This is a genomic window from Cellulomonas algicola, assembly GCF_019024305.1.
Lineage (GTDB): Bacteria > Actinomycetota > Actinomycetes > Actinomycetales > Cellulomonadaceae > Cellulomonas > Cellulomonas algicola.
Window position 1 is genome coordinate 1 of record NZ_JAHKSJ010000033.1, and the last position, 22,153, is coordinate 22,153.

17 protein-coding genes are annotated in these 22,153 nt (G+C 73.3%); 15 read left to right on the forward strand and 2 right to left on the reverse strand.

The window, feature by feature from the left end; translation table 11 throughout:
- Nucleotides 1-25: 25 nt before the first annotated feature.
- Nucleotides 26-1,819 (reverse strand): zinc-dependent metalloprotease family protein, encoded by a 1,794-nt coding sequence (locus KOV94_RS19075; RefSeq protein WP_218052897.1) that lies wholly within the window; start codon nt 1,817-1,819, stop codon nt 26-28.
- A gap of 460 nt (nt 1,820-2,279) precedes the next feature.
- Here KOV94_RS19075 and KOV94_RS19080 point away from each other — a divergent pair, with 460 nt between their 5' ends.
- From KOV94_RS19080 to KOV94_RS19090, 3 genes are all read left to right on the forward strand, one after another.
- Nucleotides 2,280-3,347, forward strand: a complete 1,068-nt coding sequence (locus tag KOV94_RS19080; protein WP_218052898.1) for an Rv2578c family radical SAM protein — start codon at nt 2,280-2,282, stop codon at nt 3,345-3,347.
- A gap of 166 nt (nt 3,348-3,513) precedes the next feature.
- Nucleotides 3,514-5,292: an aspartate--tRNA ligase gene (gene aspS / locus KOV94_RS19085; protein WP_124343850.1), complete on the forward strand. Its 1,779-nt coding sequence runs from the start codon at nt 3,514-3,516 to the stop codon at nt 5,290-5,292.
- Nucleotides 5,289-6,092, forward strand: a complete 804-nt coding sequence (locus tag KOV94_RS19090) for a GNAT family N-acetyltransferase (RefSeq protein ID WP_218052899.1) — start codon at nt 5,289-5,291, stop codon at nt 6,090-6,092. The genes aspS and KOV94_RS19090 overlap by 4 nt, the downstream gene beginning before the upstream one ends.
- 77 nt (nt 6,093-6,169) lie before the next feature.
- Here the strand turns inward: KOV94_RS19090 and KOV94_RS19095 are convergent, their stop codons facing one another.
- Nucleotides 6,170-8,413, reverse strand: a complete 2,244-nt coding sequence (locus KOV94_RS19095; protein ID WP_218052900.1) for an MMPL family transporter — start codon at nt 8,411-8,413, stop codon at nt 6,170-6,172.
- A gap of 71 nt (nt 8,414-8,484) precedes the next feature.
- On the opposite strand from KOV94_RS19095, the gene KOV94_RS19100 reads away from it, so the two are divergent.
- The 12 genes from KOV94_RS19100 to KOV94_RS19155 all read left to right on the forward strand — a co-directional run.
- Nucleotides 8,485-9,861 (forward strand): replication-associated recombination protein A, encoded by a 1,377-nt coding sequence (locus tag KOV94_RS19100; protein ID WP_218052901.1) that lies wholly within the window; start codon nt 8,485-8,487, stop codon nt 9,859-9,861.
- A 226-nt stretch (nt 9,862-10,087) separates the two neighbouring features.
- Nucleotides 10,088-10,714 carry a 30S ribosomal protein S4 gene (gene rpsD, locus KOV94_RS19105; RefSeq protein ID WP_013771170.1) on the forward strand — a complete coding sequence of 209 codons (627 nt, stop codon included), beginning with the start codon at nt 10,088-10,090 and terminating at the stop codon, nt 10,712-10,714.
- Nucleotides 10,715-10,909: 195 nt separating this feature from the next.
- On the forward strand, nt 10,910-11,278 hold the full coding sequence (locus KOV94_RS19110) for a DUF948 domain-containing protein (protein WP_124343846.1): 369 nt from the start codon (nt 10,910-10,912) through the stop codon (nt 11,276-11,278).
- Nucleotides 11,278-11,670 carry a hypothetical protein gene (locus KOV94_RS19115; protein WP_218052902.1) on the forward strand — a complete coding sequence of 131 codons (393 nt, stop codon included), beginning with the start codon at nt 11,278-11,280 and terminating at the stop codon, nt 11,668-11,670. The genes KOV94_RS19110 and KOV94_RS19115 overlap by 1 nt, the downstream gene beginning before the upstream one ends.
- A 103-nt stretch (nt 11,671-11,773) precedes the next feature.
- The gene (alaS, locus tag KOV94_RS19120; RefSeq protein ID WP_218052903.1) at nt 11,774-14,452 is read left to right on the forward strand and encodes an alanine--tRNA ligase; all 2,679 of its coding nucleotides are present in this window, start codon (nt 11,774-11,776) and stop codon (nt 14,450-14,452) included.
- Nucleotides 14,452-15,015: a Holliday junction resolvase RuvX gene (gene ruvX / locus KOV94_RS19125; RefSeq protein WP_124343843.1), complete on the forward strand. Its 564-nt coding sequence runs from the start codon at nt 14,452-14,454 to the stop codon at nt 15,013-15,015. Before alaS ends, ruvX begins: the two co-directional genes overlap by 1 nt.
- A gap of 7 nt (nt 15,016-15,022) precedes the next feature.
- Nucleotides 15,023-16,228 carry an endolytic transglycosylase MltG gene (gene mltG, locus KOV94_RS19130; protein ID WP_235843514.1) on the forward strand — a complete coding sequence of 402 codons (1,206 nt, stop codon included), beginning with the start codon at nt 15,023-15,025 and terminating at the stop codon, nt 16,226-16,228.
- Nucleotides 16,221-17,084 carry a shikimate dehydrogenase gene (locus KOV94_RS19135; protein WP_218052904.1) on the forward strand — a complete coding sequence of 288 codons (864 nt, stop codon included), beginning with the start codon at nt 16,221-16,223 and terminating at the stop codon, nt 17,082-17,084. The genes mltG and KOV94_RS19135 overlap by 8 nt, the downstream gene beginning before the upstream one ends.
- Before the next feature lie 156 nt (nt 17,085-17,240).
- On the forward strand, nt 17,241-18,914 hold the full coding sequence (locus KOV94_RS19140; protein WP_124343840.1) for a GspE/PulE family protein: 1,674 nt from the start codon (nt 17,241-17,243) through the stop codon (nt 18,912-18,914).
- Between the two features lie 115 nt (nt 18,915-19,029).
- Entirely contained in the window at nt 19,030-20,673 is a 1,644-nt protein-coding gene (locus KOV94_RS19145) for a type IV pilus twitching motility protein PilT (RefSeq protein WP_218052905.1), read from the forward strand.
- Nucleotides 20,673-21,896 carry a type II secretion system F family protein gene (locus KOV94_RS19150; protein WP_124343102.1) on the forward strand — a complete coding sequence of 408 codons (1,224 nt, stop codon included), beginning with the start codon at nt 20,673-20,675 and terminating at the stop codon, nt 21,894-21,896. Before KOV94_RS19145 ends, KOV94_RS19150 begins: the two co-directional genes overlap by 1 nt.
- 129 nt (nt 21,897-22,025) lie before the next feature.
- Nucleotides 22,026-22,153, forward strand: a 128-nt coding sequence (locus KOV94_RS19155) for a prepilin-type N-terminal cleavage/methylation domain-containing protein (RefSeq protein WP_218052906.1), incomplete at its 3' end; no start/stop codon positions are given.

A 22,153-nucleotide genomic window follows, 5' to 3' on the forward strand; every position in this document is an offset into this window, starting at 1 on the left:
AGGGCGCGCCGCGGCCCGTCCCGCTTCACCAGACGCGCACGACCGTGTACGCGAGCGTGTCGTCGCGGAACGTCACCTCGTAGACCGCCGGTCCCTGCGTCATCGGGGTGCGCGGACCGCCGGGCTCGGCCGTCCCGTCGCCGGCGGCGTCGCCGAACGTGACCGCGCCCGTGCCGTCGGTGTCGAGCAGCAGCGCCTCGTCGGGGTGCGCGCCGAACGGCATCGTGAGCCGCCACGTGTGGTCGGCGACCAGCGTCATCGGCACGGGGGCCCACTCGGTGCTCGTGCCGCGCAGCGTCATCGTCGGGTACCTGCTCGCCCACCCGCCGCCGACCGTGCCGAGGTCGACGCGCACGACCGCGCCGCCCGGCCCGACGGACTCGGTCGTGATCGTGATCCCCGCCGCGGCGTCGGTGAACGTCTGGCCCACCTGGAGCGCGGCGTCGTCGTACCCGTCGCCGGGCGTCGTGTCGACGAGCGCGGTTCCGACCTCGCTCGCACGCCGGATCTCGACACCGTTCATCAGCGCGGGGTACAGGCTGACCTTGGCGTCCCAGGTCTGCCCGTAGGGCTGCCGGACGTCGAGGTCGTAGTAGTCGCCCGACGGGAGCGGGACGCGGAGGTCCTGCGGCTCTCCCGTGGGCGCCTCCGACGACGCGAGCGCGTAGGTCCCGGACCGCGTCACGGTCGTCACACGCGACGCGGGGACCCACCCGAGGCGGGCCTTGTAGTTCGCCGAGAACTGCATCTGGTTCCAGGCGTCGCCCATGGCGTCGAAGGGGTCGCCGTACTCCTGGACGACGCAGGACCCACCCGGCGTCTCGACGGACGTCAGGTGCCCGTCGGCCGCCGTGCAGACGAGCGCGTTGGCGTGGTTGAGGCCGAGGTTGTGGCCGATCTCGTGCTGCGCGACGGCCCGGGTGCCCGAGTCGCCCGCCCAGAGGTTCACCGAGACCTGGCCGCCGATGTAGGCCCACCCGCCGTACCAGCAGCCGCGGTCGGGGGAGTCGAGGACGAACGCGACGTGGTCGTAGCCGGCCAGGTCGAGGCCGGCCGCCTGCGCCGCGTCCGCCCCGGCGGACGCCTCGCCCCAGCAGCCGGTGCCGGCCGGGATCTCGAGGTAGCCGTAGACGTCCCCGTCCGGCCGGTCGCGGCCCCGCAGCTCGAGCTGCGACCACGAGCTCTCGCGGACGTAGGCCGCGACCGAGTCCGGTGCGGTGAAGAACGCGCGCCGCGCGTCGTCGACGGGCACGGGCTCGGCGCCCGCGGGTCCGAGGCGGAGCAGGACCACGGCGACCGTGCGCTCGCCGACGGCGGCGGTGCCGGGCGCGGCGGAGAGCGTCCGCACCGCCGTGCCGTCGAAGGTCGCGCCCGCCTCGCCGACATCGGGTGCCTCGGCCGACGGCGTGCCCGTCACGCGCACGCGCTGGCCCGGCGCGACGCCGTCGAAGAGGCCCGCGTCGCCGTCGACCTGGACGCCGGTGCCGTCGGCGAGCCGGACGAGGTCGTGGGTCCGGTCCGGTGCACCCGGGCTCGTCGCGGCTGCGGGACGGGTGGTCTCGCCGGTGCGCGGGGCGCCGGCGTCTGCGGGCGGGGGGAGGGTCGGCTCGGCGGGTGGGGGGAGCGGCGGGTCGGCGTCCAGCCGCTCGTAGGTGCCGGTGAGAGGTCGGGTGTCCGTCGCGGCCGCCGTGGCGGGAGCCGCGACGAGGAGTGCGAGGATCCCGGTCGACGCGAGGGCGGCGACGACGCCTCGGGCGCCATGACGGCCTGCGGGCGGTCGTCCGGTGCGGAGGGCGGCGCTGGACCGGTGCTGGCGCATCGGAGTGCTTCCGTTTCTCGAGACGTGACGGGCGTGGCGAGGGCCGCGACTGCGGCGCGACGGGACGCACCGGAGCCGACCGTGTCGACGGGTGCGTCGCGCGGGCGGCTTCGGTGCCGGGAGGCGGGGTGCGGGTCGGTCGGGAGGCGGTGACTCGTGTCACCGCTCCGACCGGCATGCGCGTCCGCGCCCGGACTCTCGATCAGGACGGCGCTCGGGAGCGGCGAAGGTCTGAGAGCGCTTCCATGGCGCTCCGCAGGAAGTCTTCCGAGCGACTGGAGGCGCGGTCAAGGGGCGAACCGGGCTTTTCCGGTACAGACATGACGCTGCGCGAGGCGCGGCCTCGTGCGCGCCGCGCGGGTGTGCGCGCGATCCCCGTCGGACACGCCGTGCCGCGCGAACCGCTGCCGTCGACCTCGCGCCGGTTGACGTGGGATCGAACACGTGTTCGACTGACCTCGTGCGATGGGACGGGCAGCGGGTGGCACCGACGGAGGACGCGTCCGCGCTGCCCGGCCTCGCGCTGGCCAACCTCGTCCGCACCGTCCGCACGCCCGAGTTCGCGGGCGTGACGTTCCACGAGGTCCTGTGCCGGAGCGCGCTCAACAAGGTGCCCGCCGCGTCGCAGATGCCGTTCCGGTGGACCGTCAACCCCGTGCGCGGATGCCTGCACGCGTGCACGTACTGCTTCGCCCGCCCCACCCACGAGTACCTCGACCTCGGCGCGGGCCGGGACTTCGAGACGCAGATCGTCGTCAAGACGAACGTCGTCGACGTGCTGCGCGCCGAGCTCGCGCGACCGTCCTGGCGGCGCGAGCACGTCGCGATGGGCACGAACACCGACCCGTACCAGCGGGTCGAGGGCCGCTACCGGTTCATGCCCGGCATCGTCGACGCGCTCGTCCACCACGGCACGCCGCTCTCGGTGCTCACCAAGGGCACGCTGCTGCGCCGCGACCTGCCCCTGCTCGCCGACGCCGCGCGCCACGTGCAGGTGGGGATCGGCGTCTCGCTCGCGGTGCTCGACGAGGAGCTCCAGGCCGAGCTCGAGCCGGGGACCCCGACCCCGCGGGCGCGCCTCGAGCTGATCCGCGCAGTCCGCGAGGCGGGCCTGCCGTGCGGGGTCATGGTCGCGCCGGTCCTGCCGTGGCTCACCGACTCGGTGGAGCACCTCGACGCGCTCCTGGCCGCGCTCGCGGATGCCGGCGCGTCCGGTGTCACGATCCTGCCGCTGCACCTGCGCGGCTCGGTCAAGCCGCTCTTCATGGCGTGGCTGGCCCGGTATCGCCCCGAGCTCGTCCGGCGGTACGACGAGCTGTACGGGGCGGGTGCGTACACGCCCGACGGGTACGGCCGGTGGCTGCGCGACCGCGTGGCACCGCTGCTCGTGCGGCACGGCTTCGGCGACCCGTCGGGTCACCGTGCGGGCCGCGCCGCGATGCGCGACGGCGCGTACCCCGTCGGCTCGCTGCCTCGCGTCACGCCCGAGGTCGCCGTCCCTGGGGTCGCCCAGCCGACGCTCTTCTGAGCGCGACGGCCCACATCCGCCCTCGCGCGCGGGCGCCCCGGCCGTCGGCGGGCCGGTCGGCGTCCGCGGGCGCCGGCAATGCCGGGCCGCGGCACGGGCGGCGCCCACTAGGATCGAGCGGGCGCCCGTCCGGCGCTCCCACCCGTCGTCGAGCGAAGGAACACCCGTGCTCCGCACCCACCACGCCGGCTCGCTGCGAGCCGAGCACGTCGGCACCACCGTCACCCTCACGGGCTGGGTGGACCGGCGTCGCGATCACGGCGGCGTGGCGTTCGTCGACCTCCGGGACGCCTCCGGCATCGCCCAGGTCGTCATCCGCGACGAGGCGGTCGCGCACGGTCTGCGCGCGGAGTACGTCCTGCAGGTCACCGGCGAGGTCGGCCGTCGCCCCGAGGGCAACGAGAACCCGCAGCTCGCGACCGGGGAGATCGAGCTCGTCGCGCACGACGTGGTCGTCCTCAACGAGGCCGCGCCGCTGCCGTTCCAGGTGTCGTCGTCGCTCGACGAGCAGGTCGGTGAGGAGGCGCGTCTCAAGCATCGCTACCTCGACCTGCGCCGCCCCGCGCCGTCGCGCGCGATCCGCCTGCGCGCGAAGGTCAACCAGGCCGCCCGCGCGGTCCTCGACGCGCAGGGCTTCGTCGAGGTCGAGACGCCGACCCTCACGCGCTCGACCCCCGAGGGCGCCCGCGACTTCCTCGTGCCCGCGCGGCTCGCGCCCGGGTCCTGGTACGCGCTGCCGCAGTCGCCGCAGCTCTTCAAGCAGCTGCTCATGGTCGCCGGGCTCGAGCGGTACTACCAGATCGCCCGCTGCTACCGCGACGAGGACTTCCGTGCCGACCGGCAGCCCGAGTTCACGCAGCTCGACGTCGAGATGAGCTTCGTCGAGCAGGACGACGTCATCGCGCTCGCGGAGCAGATCCTCGTCGCGCTGTGGCGCCTGATCGACGTCGAGCTCCCCACGCCGATCCGCCGCATGACGTTCGCCGACGCGATGGCCCGCTACGGCTCGGACAAGCCGGACCTGCGCTTCGGCCTCGAGCTCGTCGAGCTCACCGAGTACTTCACGAACACCCCGTTCCGCGTGTTCCAGGCGCCGTACGTCGGCGCGGTCGTGCAGCCGGGCGGCGCGAGCACGCCCCGTCGCGGCTTCGACGCCTGGCAGGAGTGGGCCAAGCAGCGCGGCGCCAAGGGTCTCGCGTACGTCACGGTCGGCGAGGACGGGGAGCTCGGCGGCCCGGTCGCGAAGAACATCACCGACGACGAGCGGGCCGGCCTGGTGGCCGCGACCGGTGCGTCACCCGGCGACGCGATCTTCTTCGCCGCGGGCAAGCCGTCCGAGGCCCGCGCGCTGCTCGGTGCCGCCCGCCTCGAGATCGGCCGCCGCGGCGGCCTGATCGACGAGAAGGCCTGGGAGCTCGTCTGGGTCGTCGACGCCCCGCTGTTCAAGCCGACGGGCGAGGACGACGACGTGGCCGTGGGCGGGGGCGCCTGGACGGCCGTGCACCACGCGTTCACGTCGCCCACCCCCGAGTGGCTCGACCGGTTCGAGCAGGACCCGGGCCAGGCGCTCGCGTACGCGTACGACATCGTCTGCAACGGCAACGAGATCGGCGGCGGCTCGATCCGTATCCACCGTCGCGACGTGCAGGAGCGCGTGTTCGAGGTCATGGGCATCGGGCAGGAGGAGGCGCAGGAGAAGTTCGGCTTCCTGCTCGACGCGTTCCAGTTCGGTGCGCCGCCGCACGGCGGGATCGCGTTCGGCTGGGACCGGATCGTGGCGCTGCTCACCGGCAGCGAGTCGATCCGTGAGGTCATCGCGTTCCCGAAGTCAGGTGGCGGCTACGACCCGCTCACCGCCGCGCCCGCGCCGATCACGCCCGAGCAGCGGCGCGAGGCGGGCGTCGACGCGAAGCCCAAGCCGAAGACGGCCCCGACGGAGGAGTGAGCGCGCTGCTCACGCGGCTGCCCGCCCGGTGGCGCGCGCACCGCGCGCTCCTGGGCGGCGACGGCCGCTGGGACGACGCGCACGTCGTCGGCGACGACGACGGCGTGCTGCTCGCAGCGTCGTCGGACACGGGCCCGAGTTTGTTCGGGCTCGGTGACGTCCGGCGGGTCGGCGCACTGCTCGACGCAGAGGCCGCGACGCCCGCCTCCGGGTCGCTCCTGGCCCGTGCCGGGTTCGTCGACCGGGCGCGCTGGCTGACCGTCCCGCGCGGGACGACCCCGTCGCCGTCCGTCCTCGCCGCACTGCGGCTCGCGCCGTTCTCGACGTGGGACTGGCTCGCCGCCGACACCGTCCCGGCCACGTGGGTGCCCGACCCGCGGGTCGTGCCGCTCGACCCGCTCGCCGATGCGGCCGCGATCCGCGCGTGCCTCGCGGTCGCCAACCCGGGGACGTCCGCTGACCCGACGCACGCGGGCGAGGCTGGCTGGTGGGGCATGCGGGGGAGGGGCGGTCTGGTCGGCGTCGTCGGCGCGTCGCTGCGCGGCGGCGGGCCCGACCGGGCGCAGTCGTGGCACCTGCACGGGCTGGGCGTGCGACCGGACGCGCGTGGCGCCGGTATCGGCACGGCCCTCACGTCGACCGTCCTCGCCGAGGGGCTCGCGGCCGGGTGCGCGTTCGTCTCGCTCGGGATGTACGCGGACAACGACCGCGCGCGCCGCGTCTACGAGCGTCTGGGCTTCCGGACCGAGCTCCAGTGCGCGTCGTTCGGGCCGCGCGGCGCGGACCGACCGGCGCCCTGACGGCCCGGGCGAGGCCGACCGACCGCGAGGACCGCTCCGGCCGTCGAGACCGCGCTGATCTCCGGTCCGGCCGTGGCTCAGTGGTGCAGCGGGAGCTGCTCGTGCACGCGGCGCAGGAACCGCGGCGCCCACCAGTTCGCGCGGCCGAGGACCGTCATCGTCGCCGGGACGAGGAACAGCCGGACGAGCGTCGCGTCGACGAGCACGGCGATCGCGAGCGCGAAGCCGACCTCCTTGATGACGAGCAGCTTGCCCGCGACGAACCCCGCGAACACGACGATGACGATCGCCGCGGCGGACGTGATGATCCGGCCGGACCGCTGCAGGCCGAGCCGCACCGCCTCGTCGTTGGAGCGCCCCTCGTCGACGAGCTCCTTGATGCGCGAGAGCAGGAACACCTCGTAGTCCATCGCGAGGCCGAAGGCGAACGCGACGACGAGCGCGACGACGTACGTCTCGATCCCGCCGGTCGGCACGAAGTCGAGCACGCCGGTGAGGTGGCCGTCCTGGAACACCCACACGAGCACGCCGAGCGACGCGGCGAGCGACAGCGTGTTGGTGAGCAGCGCCTTGACCGGCACCACGACGGACCCCGTCATGAGGAAGAGCAGCAGGAGGGTCGCGACGGCGACGACGCCCGCGGCGACGAGCGCGCGCTCCGCGACGGCGGCGGTGAAGTCGATCTGGCCCGCGGCCTGGCCCGTGACCCAGGTCGGGAAGCCGGGGTCGAGGTCCCGGATCTCCTCGACCACCTGGCGCGACGTCGCGTCGCCCGGGTCGTCGGTGTCCGGCCGCACCCCGACGACGACGTAGGACCCGACGGTCGTCGGCGGGTCGACGCTCGCGACGCCGTCGAGGTCGGCGAGCTCGCCGGCCCAGGTCGCGGCCTCCTCGAGGGTCGACTCCGCGACCACGGTGATGGCGGGCGTCGTCGCCGCCGGGTAGCTCTCCCGCAGCGTCTCGACGTACTCGCGCTGCGCGGAGCCGATGGGCAGCAGCTCGGTCGTGGAGTTGCGCAGCTCGATGCGGGCGAGGGGGAGGGCGAGCAGCCCGAGCAGCGCGAGCGAGCCGAGCATGACCCACCACGGGTGCCGCTGGACGCGCCCCGCGAGCCGCGAGAAGGCGCCGTCCTCGGTCTCGGCGTCCGCCGTGCGCCGCAGGACGCCGCGCAGCCCCGGGATCCGGGACAGGACGCTCGGCCGCACGATCCGCCGGCCGAGCAGCGTGAGGAGGGCGGGCACGAGCGTGAGCGCGGTGAGCACCGAGACGAGGACGACGGTGACGCCGGCCGCGCCGAACGCGCGCAGGATCGGCGGACGGAACACCAGCAGGCCGGAGATCGCGATCGCGACGATGAGCGCCGAGAACGTCACGGTGCGCCCCGCGGTCGACATCGTCCGCTCGACCGCGACCAGCACGGCACCGTCGCCGCGCCGCCGCCGGCTGCCCTCGCCGCCGTCGTCGTCGACGAGGTGGTGCAGCTCCTCCCGGAACCGCGACACGATGAGCAGGCCGTAGTCGATGGACAGGCCGAGCCCGAGCACGGTGACGACGTTGACGACCGACGAGTCCAGGTCGAGCACGTACGAGAACGCGAGCAGCGACGCGAGGCCGCCGGCGATCGACGCGACGGCGCCGGCCATGGGCAGCCCGGCCGCGAGGAAGCCGCCGAACACGAGCACCATGACGAGCAGCGCGACGGGAAGCGCGATCGCCTCGCCGGTGCGCAGGTCGGTCTCCACCTGCTCCGTGATGGCCCGGACGATGAGCGTCGTGCTGCCGACCATGCCGCTCGCGTCGGGCGCGACGTCCGCGAGCTCGCGCGGGACGGCCCGGAGCGCCTCGACGGCTTCGTCGTGCGCGGTCGCCTCCTCCTCCCCGGTGAGGTCGGGCGCGAGCTCCACGACGACGAGGAAGCCGTCGCCGTCGCGCGCGACCAGCGGCGCCGCCGCGGGGTTCTCCGCGCCGCCGGGCAACGCGAGGGGGTCGATCACGCTCGCCACGCCGTCGATCCCCGCCAGGTCCTCCCGCAGCGGCGCGAACGCCTCGGCGACCGCCGGGTCCGCGGGGTCGACCCCGCTCAGCGCGAGCGTGACCGACGGGCCCGTGGTCGACGCCTCGTCGAGGATGTCCTGCCCCGCGACGCTCTCCGACCCCGGCACGCTCGGCGCGCCCGTCGACAGGCGGTCGAACAGGTTCTCCCCGTGCACGCCCAGCACCGCGAGCGCGTACCCCGCGACGGCCAGGACCAGCCAGACGACGACGGTCAGGCGCGGGTGGTGGGCGACGGCGCGGCCGAGACGGGCGAACACGCGGGTCATCGTCGCAGGTGGAGCCGGGGTGCCGCACGCACGGTTCGGGTGACGTCGGCGCGCGTGCGTACCCTGCCCGCATGGACCTGTTCGACACCGCGACGGCGACCGCCGCGGGTGTGCCCGCCGTCGCGCCGGGTGCGCCCCTCGCCGTGCGGATGCGGCCGCGCACGCTCGACGAGGTCGCGGGGCAGGAGCACCTCCTCGTCGCGGGCTCGCCGCTGCGCCGGCTGGTCGAGCCCGCGAACGACGCCGCCCGCCGCGCTGCCCCGTCGTCGGTGGTGCTGTGGGGACCGCCGGGGACCGGCAAGACGACGCTCGCCTACCTCGTCGCGACCACGTCGGGCCGCCGCTTCGTCGAGCTGTCCGCCGTGACCGCGGGCGTCAAGGACGTCCGCGCCGTGATCGACGACGCGCGCCGCCGCCTGGCGACCGACGGCGGCGAGACCGTCCTGTTCATCGACGAGGTCCACCGCTTCACCAAGGCCCAGCAGGACGCGCTGCTGCCCAGCGTCGAGAACCGCTGGGTCACGCTCGTCGCCGCCACGACCGAGAACCCGTCGTTCTCGGTCAACTCCCCGCTGCTGTCCCGCTCGCTGCTGCTCACCCTCCAGCCGTTGCGCACCGAGGACGTGCGCCGCCTCGTGCGCCGGGCCGTCGACGACGAGCGCGGCCTCGACGGGGCCGTGACGCTCGCGGAGGACGCCGAGGAGCACCTGCTGCGCCTCGCCGGCGGCGACGCCCGCAAGGCCCTCACGATCCTCGAGGCCGCCGCCGGCGCCGCGCTGTCGGGCACCGTCCCCGACGAGGACGACGGCCCCGTCCTCGTCGACCTCGCGACCGTCGAGCGCGCCATCGACACCGCCGCCGTCCGCTACGACCGCGACGGCGACCAGCACTACGACGTGATCTCCGCGTTCATCAAGTCGATGCGCGGCTCCGACGTCGACGCCGCCCTGCACTACCTCGCCCGCATGGTCGCCGCGGGGGAGGACCCCCGGTTCATCGCCCGGCGCATCGTCATCGCCGCCGCGGAGGACGTCGGCATGGCCGACCCGAGCGCCCTGCAGACCGCCGTCGCCGCCGCGCAGGCCGTCCAGATGATCGGCATGCCCGAGGGGCGCATCATCCTGGCGGAGGCCGTCGTGCACGTCGCGACCGCGCCCAAGTCGAACGCGTCCTACAACGGCATCAACGCTGCGCTCGCCGACGTGCGCGCGGGGCGCATCGGGTCGGTCCCGCCGCACCTGCGCGACGCGCACTACGCGGGAGCCAAGGGCCTCGGGCACGGCAAGGGGTACGTGTACTCGCACGACGAGCCGCACGGCGTCGCCGCGCAGCGGTACCTGCCCGAGGAGCTCGAGGGGTCGCGGTACTACCGCCCGACGGACCGCGGGTTCGAGCGGCAGGTGACGGAGCGGCTCGACCGCATCCGCGCGATCCTCGACGAGGCGTGACCTGGCGCGGACGCCGCGGATTTGGGCAGCACACCGGCGTACCGGTAGTCTTGTCAGGCTCGTCACCGGGCAGTGCTGACGCGGACCTGCTCCGCGCCATCCGGACGGTGACCATCCTGGGGCCTCAGCCGCCGGTCACCCCGCGTGACCACCACAGGTCGGCCCCACCCCGCCGGAAGACCTTCCGCTCGCGGGTGTGATCGAGACGACGACAGGAAGTATCTCTGTGAGCAGTGTGACCCGTTCGCGCCGCCAGGTCCGCCTGAGCCGCGCCCTCGGCCTGGCCCTCACGCCGAAGGCCGTCAAGCACTTCGAGAAGCGCCCCTACCCGCCCGGTGAGCACGGCCGCGCCCGTCGCCGCACCGAGTCGGACTACGCGGTGCGTCTGCGCGAGAAGCAGCGTCTGCGCGCCCAGTACGCGCTGCGCGAGAAGCAGCTCGCCCGCGCCTACGAGGACGCCCGCAAGGCCCCGGGCCTGACCGGTGAGGCCCTCGTCGAGAACCTCGAGACGCGTCTCGACGCGCTCGTCCTGCGCTCGGGCTTCGCCCGCACGATCCTGCAGGCCCGCCAGGTCGTGGTGCACCGCCACATCCTCGTGGACGGCAAGATCGTCGACCGCCCGTCGTTCCGCGTGAAGCCGGGCCAGACCCTCCAGGTCAAGCCGAAGAGCCAGGCCACGACGCCGTTCCAGGTCGCCGCCGCCGGTGCGCACCGCGACGTCCTGCCGGCCGTCCCGGGCTACCTCGACGTCCAGCTCGAGAAGCTGAGCGCCGTCCTCGTCCGCGCCCCCAAGCGCGCCGAGGTCCCGGTGACCTGCGAGGTCCAGCTCGTCGTCGAGTACTACGCGCGCTGACCCACGTCACGCCGAACGCCCCGCTGCGCGCACCGCGCACGCGGGGCGTTCGCGTCTCCCGGGCACGCCCGGCGCGGGGATGCGCACGTCGCACGAGGGCGCGGACGCGCGAGGCGCGTCACGGTGCCGGTGCCGGGCACGTTCGTGGGTAGGGTTTCCGCGGGGTCGTCGGGGCCCCGGACTGGGAGGGGTGGCATGTCGGCTGGTGACGTCGCGGGGCTCATCGCGGCCGCCGCGTTCGTGGGTCTCGTCGCGTTCCTCGCGGTGCCGCTCGTGAAGCTCGGGCGGACCTTCGACGGTGCGACCGCGTCGATCAAGGAGCTCACGGACCACACGGTGCCCGTGCTCGACGAGACGGCCACGCTCGTGGCGTCGTCGAACGTGCAGCTCGAGCACATCGACACGGTGACGACCGCCGCGGCCCAGGTCTCCGAGAACGTCTCCGCGCTGACGTCGCTGTTCGCCGCGACCGTCGGCGGGCCGATGATCAAGGCCGCGGCCTTCTCCTACGGCGTGCGGCGTGCGCTCGCGGGGCTGTCCGCGGGCGCCCGCAAGGGCCGCTGATGCGCCGGCTGGTCTGGGTCGGCGTCGGCGTCGTCGTGACCGTGGTCGTCCTGCGGCAGGGCAAGCGGCTCGTCGACGCGTACGTGCCGGCCGGGGCGACGGAGGTCGTGGACGGCGTGAGCCGCGTCCGCGGCGCCTGGGCCACGGCGCGCCGGGAGTTCGCGGCCGGCCTCGCCGAGCGCGAGGCGCAGCTGCGTCAGGACCTCGTCGGGGACGTGGACGTCGAGCGGCTGCGCGCCGAGCGCCCCGAGCGCGTCGAGTCCCTGCGCGAGGCGTGGTCGTCGCGCGGCACCGCGGCACGCGGCGCGGCGTCGCAGGAGGCCGTGCGCAAGCGCTGGGCCGAGGGCCCGACCGACGACCCGGACGACGACGACGGCTACGCCTTCTTCTGACGCACACTGGTTCCCGGCAGCGGGAACACGCGCGGCGCCCCGGGCGCTGCACCCACCACTCCGTCCCGCCCGGGACGGGCACGACGCGACTCACGAGGACACCATGCGCACCGCCGAGATCCGCCAGCGTTGGCTCGACTACTTCGAGGGCCGAGGCCACGCCGTGGTGCCGTCCGCGCCCCTGATCTCGCCCGACCCGTCGACGCTGTTCGTCATCGCGGGCATGGTGCCGTTCATCCCGTACATGCTCGGTGAGCAGACGCCGCCGTGGCCGCGCGCGACGAGCGTGCAGAAGTGCGTGCGGACCCTCGACATCGAGGAGGTCGGCAAGACCACCCGCCACGGCACGTTCTTCCAGATGAACGGCAACTTCTCCTTCGGCGACTACTTCAAGGAGGGGGCGATCACCTACGCGTGGGAGCTCGTCACCGGGTCGCAGGCGGACGGCGGGTACGGGTTCGACCCGGAGAAGATCTGGGTCACGGTCTTCCACGACGACGACGAGGCGGCGGCGCTCTGGAAGCGGATCGCGGGTCTGCCCGACGAGCGGATCCAGCGTCGCGGCATGAAGGACAACTTCTGGTCGACGGGTGCGCGCGGCCCGGCGGGACCGTGCTCGGAGATCTACGTCGACCGCGGCCCGCAGTTCGGTGCCGAGGGCGGCCCGGTCGTCGACGAGGACCGCTACGTCGAGATCTGGAACCTCGTGTTCATGCAGTACGAGCGGGGCGACGGGGGCGGCAAGGAGGACTTCCCGATCCTGGGCGACCTCAAGCAGAAGAACATCGACACCGGCATGGGGCTCGAGCGCGTCGCGTACCTGCTGCAGGGCGTCAACAACATGTACGAGATCGACGAGGTCCGTCCCGTCATCGACGGTGCCGTCGAGATGTCGGGCCGCCGGTACGGCGCGAACCACGACGACGACGTCCGCATGCGCGTCGTGGCCGACCACGTGCGCTCGGGTCTCATGCTCATGGGCGACGGCGTGACGCCGTCGAACGAGGGCCGCGGCTACGTGCTGCGCCGTCTGCTGCGCCGCTCGATCCGTGCGATGCGCCTGCTCGGCGTCGACGACCCCGCGCTGCCCGTGCTGCTGCCGATGAGCCGCGACGCGATGAGCGCGTCGTACCCGGACCTCGCGCGCGACTTCGACCGGATCGCGCAGGTCGCGTACGCGGAGGAGGAGACGTTCCGGCGCACGCTCGCGGCGGGCACGACGATCCTCGACACCGCGGTGCAGGCCGCGAAGGGCGCGGGCGCGACGGTCCTGTCGGGCGACCAGGCCTTCCAGCTGCATGACACGTACGGCTTCCCGATCGACCTCACGCTCGAGATGGCGGCCGAGCAGGGCGTCGCGGTCGACGAGACCGCGTTCCGCACGCTCATGCAGGCGCAGCGCGAGCGGGCGCGCGCCGACGCGCTCGCCAAGCGCGCGGGCCGTGCGGACACGGCGGCGTACCAGGAGCTGCACTCGACGCTCAGCGAGCACACGGCCAAGCCCGTCCAGTTCGTCGGGTACACCGACGCCGAGGCGCGCGCGAAGGTCGTCGGGCTGCTCGTCGACGGCGTGCCCGCGCCCGCCGCGACCGCGCCCGCGGACGTCGAGGTCGTGCTCGACGTGACGCCGTTCTACGCCGAGGCGGGCGGCCAGCAGGCCGACACGGGCGTGATCGTGCTCGACGGCGGTGCGCGCATCGAGGTCGACGACGTCCAGGCGCCGGTCAAGGGCCTGTCGGTGCACCACGGCCGGCTGGTCGACGGCACCGTCGCGTTCGGCGAGACCGGGACCGCGCGGATCGACCTCGCGCGCCGCCGGGCGATCGCGCGCGCCCACACCGCGACGCACCTCGTCCACAAGGCGCTGCACGAGTCGATCGGCGAGGGCGCGACGCAGGCGGGGTCGCTCAACGCGCCGAGCCGGCTGCGGTTCGACTTCCGCTCGCCGTCCGCGACGCCGTCCGAGGTGGTCGCGGAGGTCGAGGCGCGCGTCAACGAGCGCCTGCAGGACGACCTCGAGGTCACCGACTCGGTCATGCCGATCGACGAGGCGCGCGGCCGCGGCGCGATGGCGCTGTTCGGCGAGAAGTACGGCAACGAGGTGCGCGTCGTGAACATCGGCGACGGCTGGTCGCTCGAGCTGTGCGCGGGCACGCACGTGAAGCGGTCCGGCGAGCTCGGCCTCGTCACGCTGCTCTCGGAGTCGGCGATCGGCTCGGGCGTGCGGCGCGTCGACGCGCTCGTCGGCGCGGGCGCGTACGGCTACCAGGCGAAGGAGCGCGCGCTCGTCGGGCAGCTCTCGGGCCTGCTCGGGGCCCGCCCCGACGAGCTGACCGAGCGCGTCTCGGCGCTGCTCGGCAAGCTCAAGGACTCCGAGAAGGAGCTCGCGACGCTGCGCCAGGCGCAGGTCCTCGCGGCCGCCGGGTCCATCGCGGACGCCGCGCAGACCGTCGACGGCACGCGCGTCGTCGCGTACGACGCCGGGGACGCCTCGGCCGACGACGTCCGCACGCTCGTGCTCGACGTCCGCTCGCGCCTCGGCGAGTCGGCGCCCGCCGTCGTCGCGGTCGGCGCGGTCGCGAAGGGCCGTCCGGTCGTCGTCGTCGCGACGAACGCCGCGGCGCGGGCCGCGGGTGTGCGGGCCGGTGCGCTCGTGCGGACCGCGTCGGGCGTGCTCGGCGGCGGCGGTGGCGGCAAGGACGACCTCGCGCAGGGTGGCGGGACCGACGCGGCGCGCCTCGGCGACGCCCTCGCGTCGGTCGTCGACGGGCTGCGGGCCTGATGAGCGCCGACACCGGCGTCCCCCGGGGGCCTCGCCTCGCGGTGGACGTCGGGTCGGTGCGCGTCGGCCTGGCGGCCAGCGACCCGGACGGCCTGATCGCCACGCCCGTCGACACGCTCGCGCGCGACGTGCCCGGTCGCAAGGAGCGCCGGACCCCGACCGACGTCGCGCGCATCGTGCACGAGGTGCAGGAACGTGGTGCAGCCGTCGTGTATGTCGGACATCCCCGACACCTCTCGGGTGCCGAAGGTGCCGCATCGGCCGCTGCGCGCGCGTACGCTGTGGGGTTGGCGCAGGCTGTCGCACCCGTCCCGGTGCGTCTGGTCGATGAGCGGATGAGCACGGTGACCGCACATCAGGCGCTGCAGGCGTCCGGCCGATCCGGGCGCCGCCAGCGGCAGGTCGTCGACCAGGCGGCCGCGGTGGTGATCCTGCAGTACGCGTTGGACGCGGAACGTGCGACGGGGCGTCGTCCCGGGGAACCGGTCGATGACGAACGATCCCAGCACGGCCGCACGGCGCACGGGGGGCCTGTGGGCGACGGACGAGCGACGGTGGAGTGACGCGTACGTGAGCAACAGCCAGACCGAGTGGTGGGCGCCCGTGGAACGCGGCGACCAGGCGGCCGAGCTGTTCGGCGGTGACCCCGCCGCGCGGCAGCAGCCGTCGGAGTCGCGCCGGACGCGGCAGCGCGGCAAGGCGAAGGCCGAGCGCGAGCGCAAGCGGCGGCGCCGCCGGTCGTTCTCCGTGCTGGTCGTCGCGCTCGTGCTCGTCGCGGGTGCCGTCTACGTCGTGTCCGAGCTGATGGGCGGCCTGTTCCAGGGCAGCGGCCAGGAGCAGGCGATCGAGGACTACCCGGGCCCGGGCGTCGGCTCGACCGAGGTGACGATCGCGTCGGGCGACTCCGGTGCCGTGATCGGCCAGAAGCTCGTCGACGCCAAGGTCGTCGCGAGCGTCAAGGCGTTCAACAAGGCGTGGGCGCTCGAGCCGAACGCCGGCAGCATCCAGCCCGGGACGTACAAGCTCCGGATGGAGCTGCCCGCGGCCTCGGCCATCGCGGCCCTGCTCGACCCGGCGAGCCGGGCGAGCTTCCGCATCACGATCCCCGAGGGGCTCAACGCGGAGCAGATCTACACCAAGATCAACGAGAAGCTCCCCAACGTCAGCGTCGACCAGCTGCGTGCCGCGGCGGCCGACCCCGCCGCGATCGGCCTGCCCGCCGAGGCCGGCGGGAAGGTCGAGGGCTGGCTGTTCCCGACGACGTACGACCTCCCGCCGGACGCGACCGCGGCCAGCGTGCTGCAGATGATGGTCGCGAAGATGGTCGCCGAGCTCGACGAGAGGGCCGTGCCGGTCGAGCAGCGCCAGGAGCTCCTCACGAAGGCGTCCATCGTCGAGCGCGAGGGCAAGCTGCCGGACGACCGCGCCAAGGTCGCCCGCGGGATCCAGAACCGCCTCGACCGGCAGATGCGCCTCCAGGTGGACGCGACCACCTCCTACGGGCTGGGTGTCGTCCGCGCACCCACGCCCGCGGAGAACAACGACCCGAACAACGCGTACTCGACCTACGTGCGCATCGGCCTGCCGCCGGGCCCGATCGCGTCGCCCGGCGAGGTGTCGATCGACGCGGTGCTGCACCCGGCTGACGGTCCGTGGATCTTCTGGGTGACGGTCAACCCGGAGACCGGCGAGACGCTGTTCACCGACGACTTCGCGGAGCACCAGGCCAACATCGCGCAGCTCAACGCGTGGCTGGAGGAGCACGGGAGTGAGTGACGGACCGCTGCGGCGCGCGGCGGTCCTGGGGCACCCGGTCGGGCACTCGCTGTCGCCCGCGCTGCACCGGGCTGCGTACGCCGCGCTCGGGCTGGACGGGTGGGCGTACGACGCGTTCGACGTCACGGAGGAGCAGCTGCCCGCGTTCGTCGCAGGGCTGGACGCGACGTGGGCCGGCCTCAGCCTGACGATGCCGCTCAAGCAGACCGTCATCCCGTTGCTCGACCACGTCGAGCCGCTCGCGCAGGTCGTGGGCGCGGTCAACACCGTGCTGCTCCAGGGCTCGGGGTCCGCCCGGACGCTCGTCGGCGCCAACACGGACGTGTACGGGCTCGTCACGGCGCTCGGCGAGGGACTGGGCGCGGGGGAGAAGGTCGGGTCGGCCGCCGTCCTCGGTGCCGGTGCGACGGCGGCGTCGACGCTCGCCGCGCTCGCCGAGCTCGGGTGCACCGCCCCGGTCGTCTACGTCCGCGCCCTCGCGCGGGCGGGCGGGCTCATGCGCGCCGCCCACCGCATGGGCGTCGAGCCCGTGTTCCGTCCCCTCGACGAGGCCGCCGCCGCGCTCGGCCGTGCCGACGCGGTCGTGTCGACGCTGCCGCCGCGCGCCGCCGACCCGGTCGCCGCCGCTCTCGAGGGCGCGTCCGTCGGGGGCGTGCTGCTCGACGCCGCCTACGACCCGCGCCCCACGGCGCTGTCGGTCGCGTGGGCGCGGTCGGGAGGCGTCGCGGTGCCGGGGGAGCGGATGCTGCTGCACCAGGCGGTCGAGCAGGTGCGGCTCATGACGGGGCGTCCCGGCCCGGTCGACGCGATGGCGCGCGCGCTCGAGGAGCGCCTGGAGGCCGCTCCTCCCGCCTGACGAGCAGGTGCCCGGCGGTCCTGCGCACGGTCGTCCGGTGGACGGTGACCTGCGACGGTCTGTCACAGTCGCCACGACTCCTCAGGACCGGGCCCGGGCGTGCCGATGGACGGTCAGAGGTCCTGCGCGAGGCAGGCCTGACCGGGAGGTGCGCGCGTGAAGCAGCTGGGCGAGATCCTGCTCGACGAGGGCCTGGTCACGGAGGCGCAGCTCCTCGCCGCGCTGGACGAGACCATGACCCGCGGCCAGTCCCTCGGCCGGACGCTCGTCGAGCTCGGTGTCCTGACCGAGGGCCAGCTCGTCAAGGCCCTCGCCTCGCAGGTCGGCATGCAGTACGTCGACCTCGACGAGCACCCCGTCGACCGCGCCGCCGTGTCCCTCGTCCCCGGGACGCTGTGCCGCCGCTACGTGGTGCTGCCGATCGCGATCGAGAACGGTGCGATCGTGCTCGCGACCGCCGACCCCGGCAACGTCATGGCGGTCGACGACGTCCGCACCATGGCGGGCATGCCCGTGGTCCCCGTGATCGCCACGTACGACAACCTCACGCGCGCGATCGACCGCTTCTGCCGCGCGGACGACGAGATGGAGGACCTCTCGTCGGCGTTCGAGGAGGAGGTCGCCGCACCCGAGGCGGACCTGTCGAAGATGGGCGACTTCGTCGACGACGACGCGCCGATCGTCCGCTACGTCAACCTGCTGGTGACGCAGGGGATCACCGACCGTGCCTCCGACATCCACATCGAGCCCACCGAGCACGACCTGCGGGTGCGGTACCGGATCGACGGCGTGCTGCACGAGGTCCAGCGCTCGCCCAAGCAGATCCAGGGCGGCGTCATCAGCCGCGTGAAGATCATGAGCGACATCGACATCGCGGAGAAGCGCAAGCCGCAGGACGGCCGCATGTCGGTGGTGCACAACGGCCGCAAGATCGACCTCCGCGTCGCGACGCTGCCGACGGTGTGGGGCGAGAAGATCGTCATGCGAGTCCTCGACAACTCGACGGCAAGCCTCGACCTGCGCGACCTGTCGTTCCTCGAGCACAACTACGCGACGTACCAGGAGTCGTACACCAAGCCGTACGGGATGATCCTCGTCACCGGCCCGACGGGGTCCGGCAAGTCGACGACGCTGTACGCGACGCTCAACGCGGTGTCGAAGCCGGAGATCAACGTCATCACGGTCGAGGACCCGGTCGAGTACCGTCTGGGCGGCATCAACCAGGTGCAGGTCAACCCGAAGGCGGGCCTGACGTTCGCCTCGGCGCTGCGCTCGATCCTGCGTTCGGACCCCGACGTCGTGCTGCTCGGTGAGATCCGCGACCACGAGACCGCGCAGATCGCGATCGAGGCGGCCCTCACCGGTCACCTCGTGCTGTCGACGCTGCACACCAACGACGCGCCGTCGGCCATCACGCGTCTGACGGAGATGGGCATCGAGCCGTTTCTCGTCGGCTCCGCGCTGGACTGCGTCGTCGCGCAGCGCCTCGCGCGCAAGCTCTGCGGCAAGTGCAAGGAGCCGTACGTGCCGACGGCGGGCGAGCTCGAGGCGGCACGGTTCCCGTGGCTCCCCAGCGAGCCGCTGCCCGAGCTCATGCGCCCGGTCGGCTGCGTCGCGTGCTCCAAGACCGGATACAAGGGCCGGCTCGCGCTCCACGAGGTCATGCGCGTGACCGAGGAGATCGAACGGCACGCGGTCGCCCACTCCTCGTCCGCCGAGATCAACGCGACGGCCGTGCAGCAGGGGATGCTCACGCTGCGCGAGGACGGCTGGCAGAAGGTCGCCCTCGGCCTGACGTCGATCGAGGAGATCCTGCGCGTCGTCGCGTGAGACGGCACGGAGCGCTCAAGTCGGGCGGCCCCGCCGCCGATGAACCGACCAGGTGCCGCCCGGCGCCCGCGTGAGGGTGCCGTGCGGCACACGGTGACCATGTGGAGGCAATGACGTGAGCGAGTCCTACCGCCCACCCGCAGGGGAGCCCACCCGGCCGCTCCCGCCGTACCGCGCGATGGGACCGCAGGTCGGTCCGCCCGCCCCCGCAGCGCCGGCGCAGGCGGTGTACTCGCCGATCCCGTCGCAGAGCGCCGTGCCGAGCGGCCCTGTCGGGCAGGCGCCCGTCCCGCCGAGCGCGCGCATGCCCGAGCCGGCACCCGTGCCCCCGCACCCGCTGCCGACCGCTCCGACCGCGCCGGGCGCGGCCTACCAGACGGGCCCCGTGCAGCCCGAGTTCGGCCCCAAGCCGATGTTCGTGCCCGCGCAGAGCCGCCCGGCCGTCATGTCGGAGGCCGAGGCCGCACGCCTCGCCGCCGCGCCGTCGGCCGCCGCCCCGATGCCGGGTGCGCCCGGGCACGTGCCCGCGCCGTCCGGGCCCCCGGCCCCGACGACGCCCGGCGACGGCACCCGCACCGGCCGCGACCGCAGTGCTCGGTCCGGCATGGGCCAGGACCGCGTCGAGGGCGACGTCGCGATCGACGAGGTCCTCGCCGAGATGGTCCGGCTCAACGCGTCGGACGTGCACTTCACGAGCGGCTCGTCGCCGATGGTCCGTGTCGCCGGCTCGCTGCGGCCGCTCGAGCAGTTCGCGCCCCTGACGCCCGAGCCGCTGCGACGTTCGCTGTTCGCGATCCTCACGCAGAAGCAGCGCGAGAAGTTCGAGGCGAACCTCGAGCTCGACCTGTCGTACTCGGTGCGCGGCCTGGCACGGTTCCGCGTGAACCTCTACCAGCAGCGCGAGTCGATCGGTGCCGCGTTCCGCGTCATCCCCTACGAGATCAAGCCGCTCGAGGACCTGGGCGTGCCCCCGGTCGTCGGGACGTTCGCCGGCATGCCGCGCGGTCTCGTGCTCGTGACCGGTCCGACCGGGTCGGGCAAGTCCACGACGCTGGCCGCGATCGTCGACCTCGCGAACCGCACGCGCGAGGACCACATCATGACCGTCGAGGACCCGATCGAGTTCCTCCACCGGCACAAGAAGTCGCTGATCAACCAGCGCGAGGTCGGCCAGGACACGCACTCGTTCGCCAACGCGCTCAAGCACGTCCTGCGGCAGGACCCCGACATCATCCTGGTGGGTGAGATGCGCGACCTGGAGACCATCTCGGTCGCCCTCACCGCCGCCGAGACCGGTCACCTGGTCTTCGCGACGCTGCACACGCAGGACGCGGCGCAGACGATCGACCGCGTCATCGACGTCTTCCCGTCGCACCAGCAGGCGCAGGTCCGCACGCAGCTCGCGGGCGCGATCCAGGGCGTCGTCTGCCAGACGCTGTGCAAGCGGTCCGACGGACCCGGCCGCGTGGTCGCGACGGAGGTCCTCGTCGCGACGCCCGCGATCCGCAACCTCATCCGCGAGGGCAAGACGCACCAGATCTACTCCGCGATGCAGGCGGGTGCGCAGCAGGGCATGCACACGCTCGACCAGCACCTCGCCGACCTCGTCAAGTCGAACCGGATCACGTACGAGACCGGTCTCGAGAAGTGCCACCACGTCGAGGACTTCAACCGGCTCACCGGCCGGTTCTCCACGACATCGCAGGGTGCCGCCGGTCTCGGCGGCATTCAGAACGTCTCGACCGGGGGTGCCTACTGATGGCGGCGAAGACCTACGAGTACGCGGTCCGGGACAAGGGCGGCAAGCTCGTCAAGGGCCGGGTCGAGGCCTCGAACCAGGCGGCGGTCGCCAACCGCCTGCGGGAGATGGGCCTCGCGGCGGTCTCCATCTCCGAGGTCAGCAACGGGGGTCTCCAGAAGGAGATCAAGATCCCCGGGATGTCCGACCGGATCAAGCTCAAGGACGTCGCGATCATGTCGCGGCAGCTCGCGACGATGATCGGCGCCGGCCTGTCGCTCATCCGGGCGCTCGCGATCCTCGCGGAGCAGACCGAGTCGAAGGCCCTCGCACGGGTGGTCGCGCAGGTCCGGTCCGACGTCGAGGTCGGCACCGCGTTCTCGACGGCGCTCGCCAAGCACGCCGAGGTCTTCCCGCCGCTCATGATCAACATGGTCAAGGCGGGCGAGGTCGGCGGCTTCCTCGACCAGGTCCTCGTGTCGGTCGCGAGCAACTTCGAGTCCGAGCTCAAGCTGCGCGGCAAGATCAAGAGCGCGATGACCTACCCGGTTGTCGTGTTCGTCATCGCGATCCTCGCCGTGGTCGGCATGCTGCTGTTCATCGTCCCGGTGTTCGCGGGGATGTTCGCGTCGCTGGGCGGTGCGCTGCCTGCGCCCACGCAGTTCCTGGTCCTGCTGTCCGGGATCATGAAGTGGGCGATCGGCCCCCTGGTCCTCGCGACCGCGATCTTCGCGTTCTGGTGGTCCAAGCACAAGAACGACCGCGCGGTCCGCGAGCGGGTCGACCCGCTCAAGCTCAAGGTGCCGGTCTTCGGCAAGCTGTTCCAGAAGATCGCGATCTCCCGCTTCACGCGCAACTTCGGCACGATGCTGCACGCCGGCGTGCCGCTGCTGCAGGCACTCGACATCGTCGGCGAGACGAGCGGCAACCTCGTGATCGAGCGCGCCACGCGGGCCGTCAAGGAGTCCGTACGGACGGGTCAGTCGCTGTCGGCCCCGCTCGCCAGCCACGCGATCTTCCCGCCGATGGTCGTGCAGATGATGGCCGTCGGTGAGGACACCGGTGCGCTCGACACCATGCTCGAGAAGGTGTCGGACTTCTACGACCAGGAGGTCGAGGCCACGACCGAGGCGCTCACGAGCCTCATCGAGCCCCTCATGATCGTCGTCATCGGCGGCATCGTCGGCGGCATGATCATCGCCCTGTACATGCCGATCTTCTCGGTCTTCAACCTCATCCAGTGACGCTCCTGCGCTGACCGGGTGAATGCGAGGCCCCGCCGCTCAAGCGGCGGGGCCTCGTTCCCGAATGAGCCAGTAGCCCGACCTGTCGGGTCCACTGGAAACCTGGCTTTGAGACTGAAGGAGACGAGCATGATCGCTCGCGTTCGCAAGTCCATCGAGGAGAAGGACAAGGGCTTCACGCTCATCGAGCTTCTCGTCGTCATCATCATCATCGGCATCCTCGCGGCGATCGCGATCCCGGTGTTCCTGAACCAGCG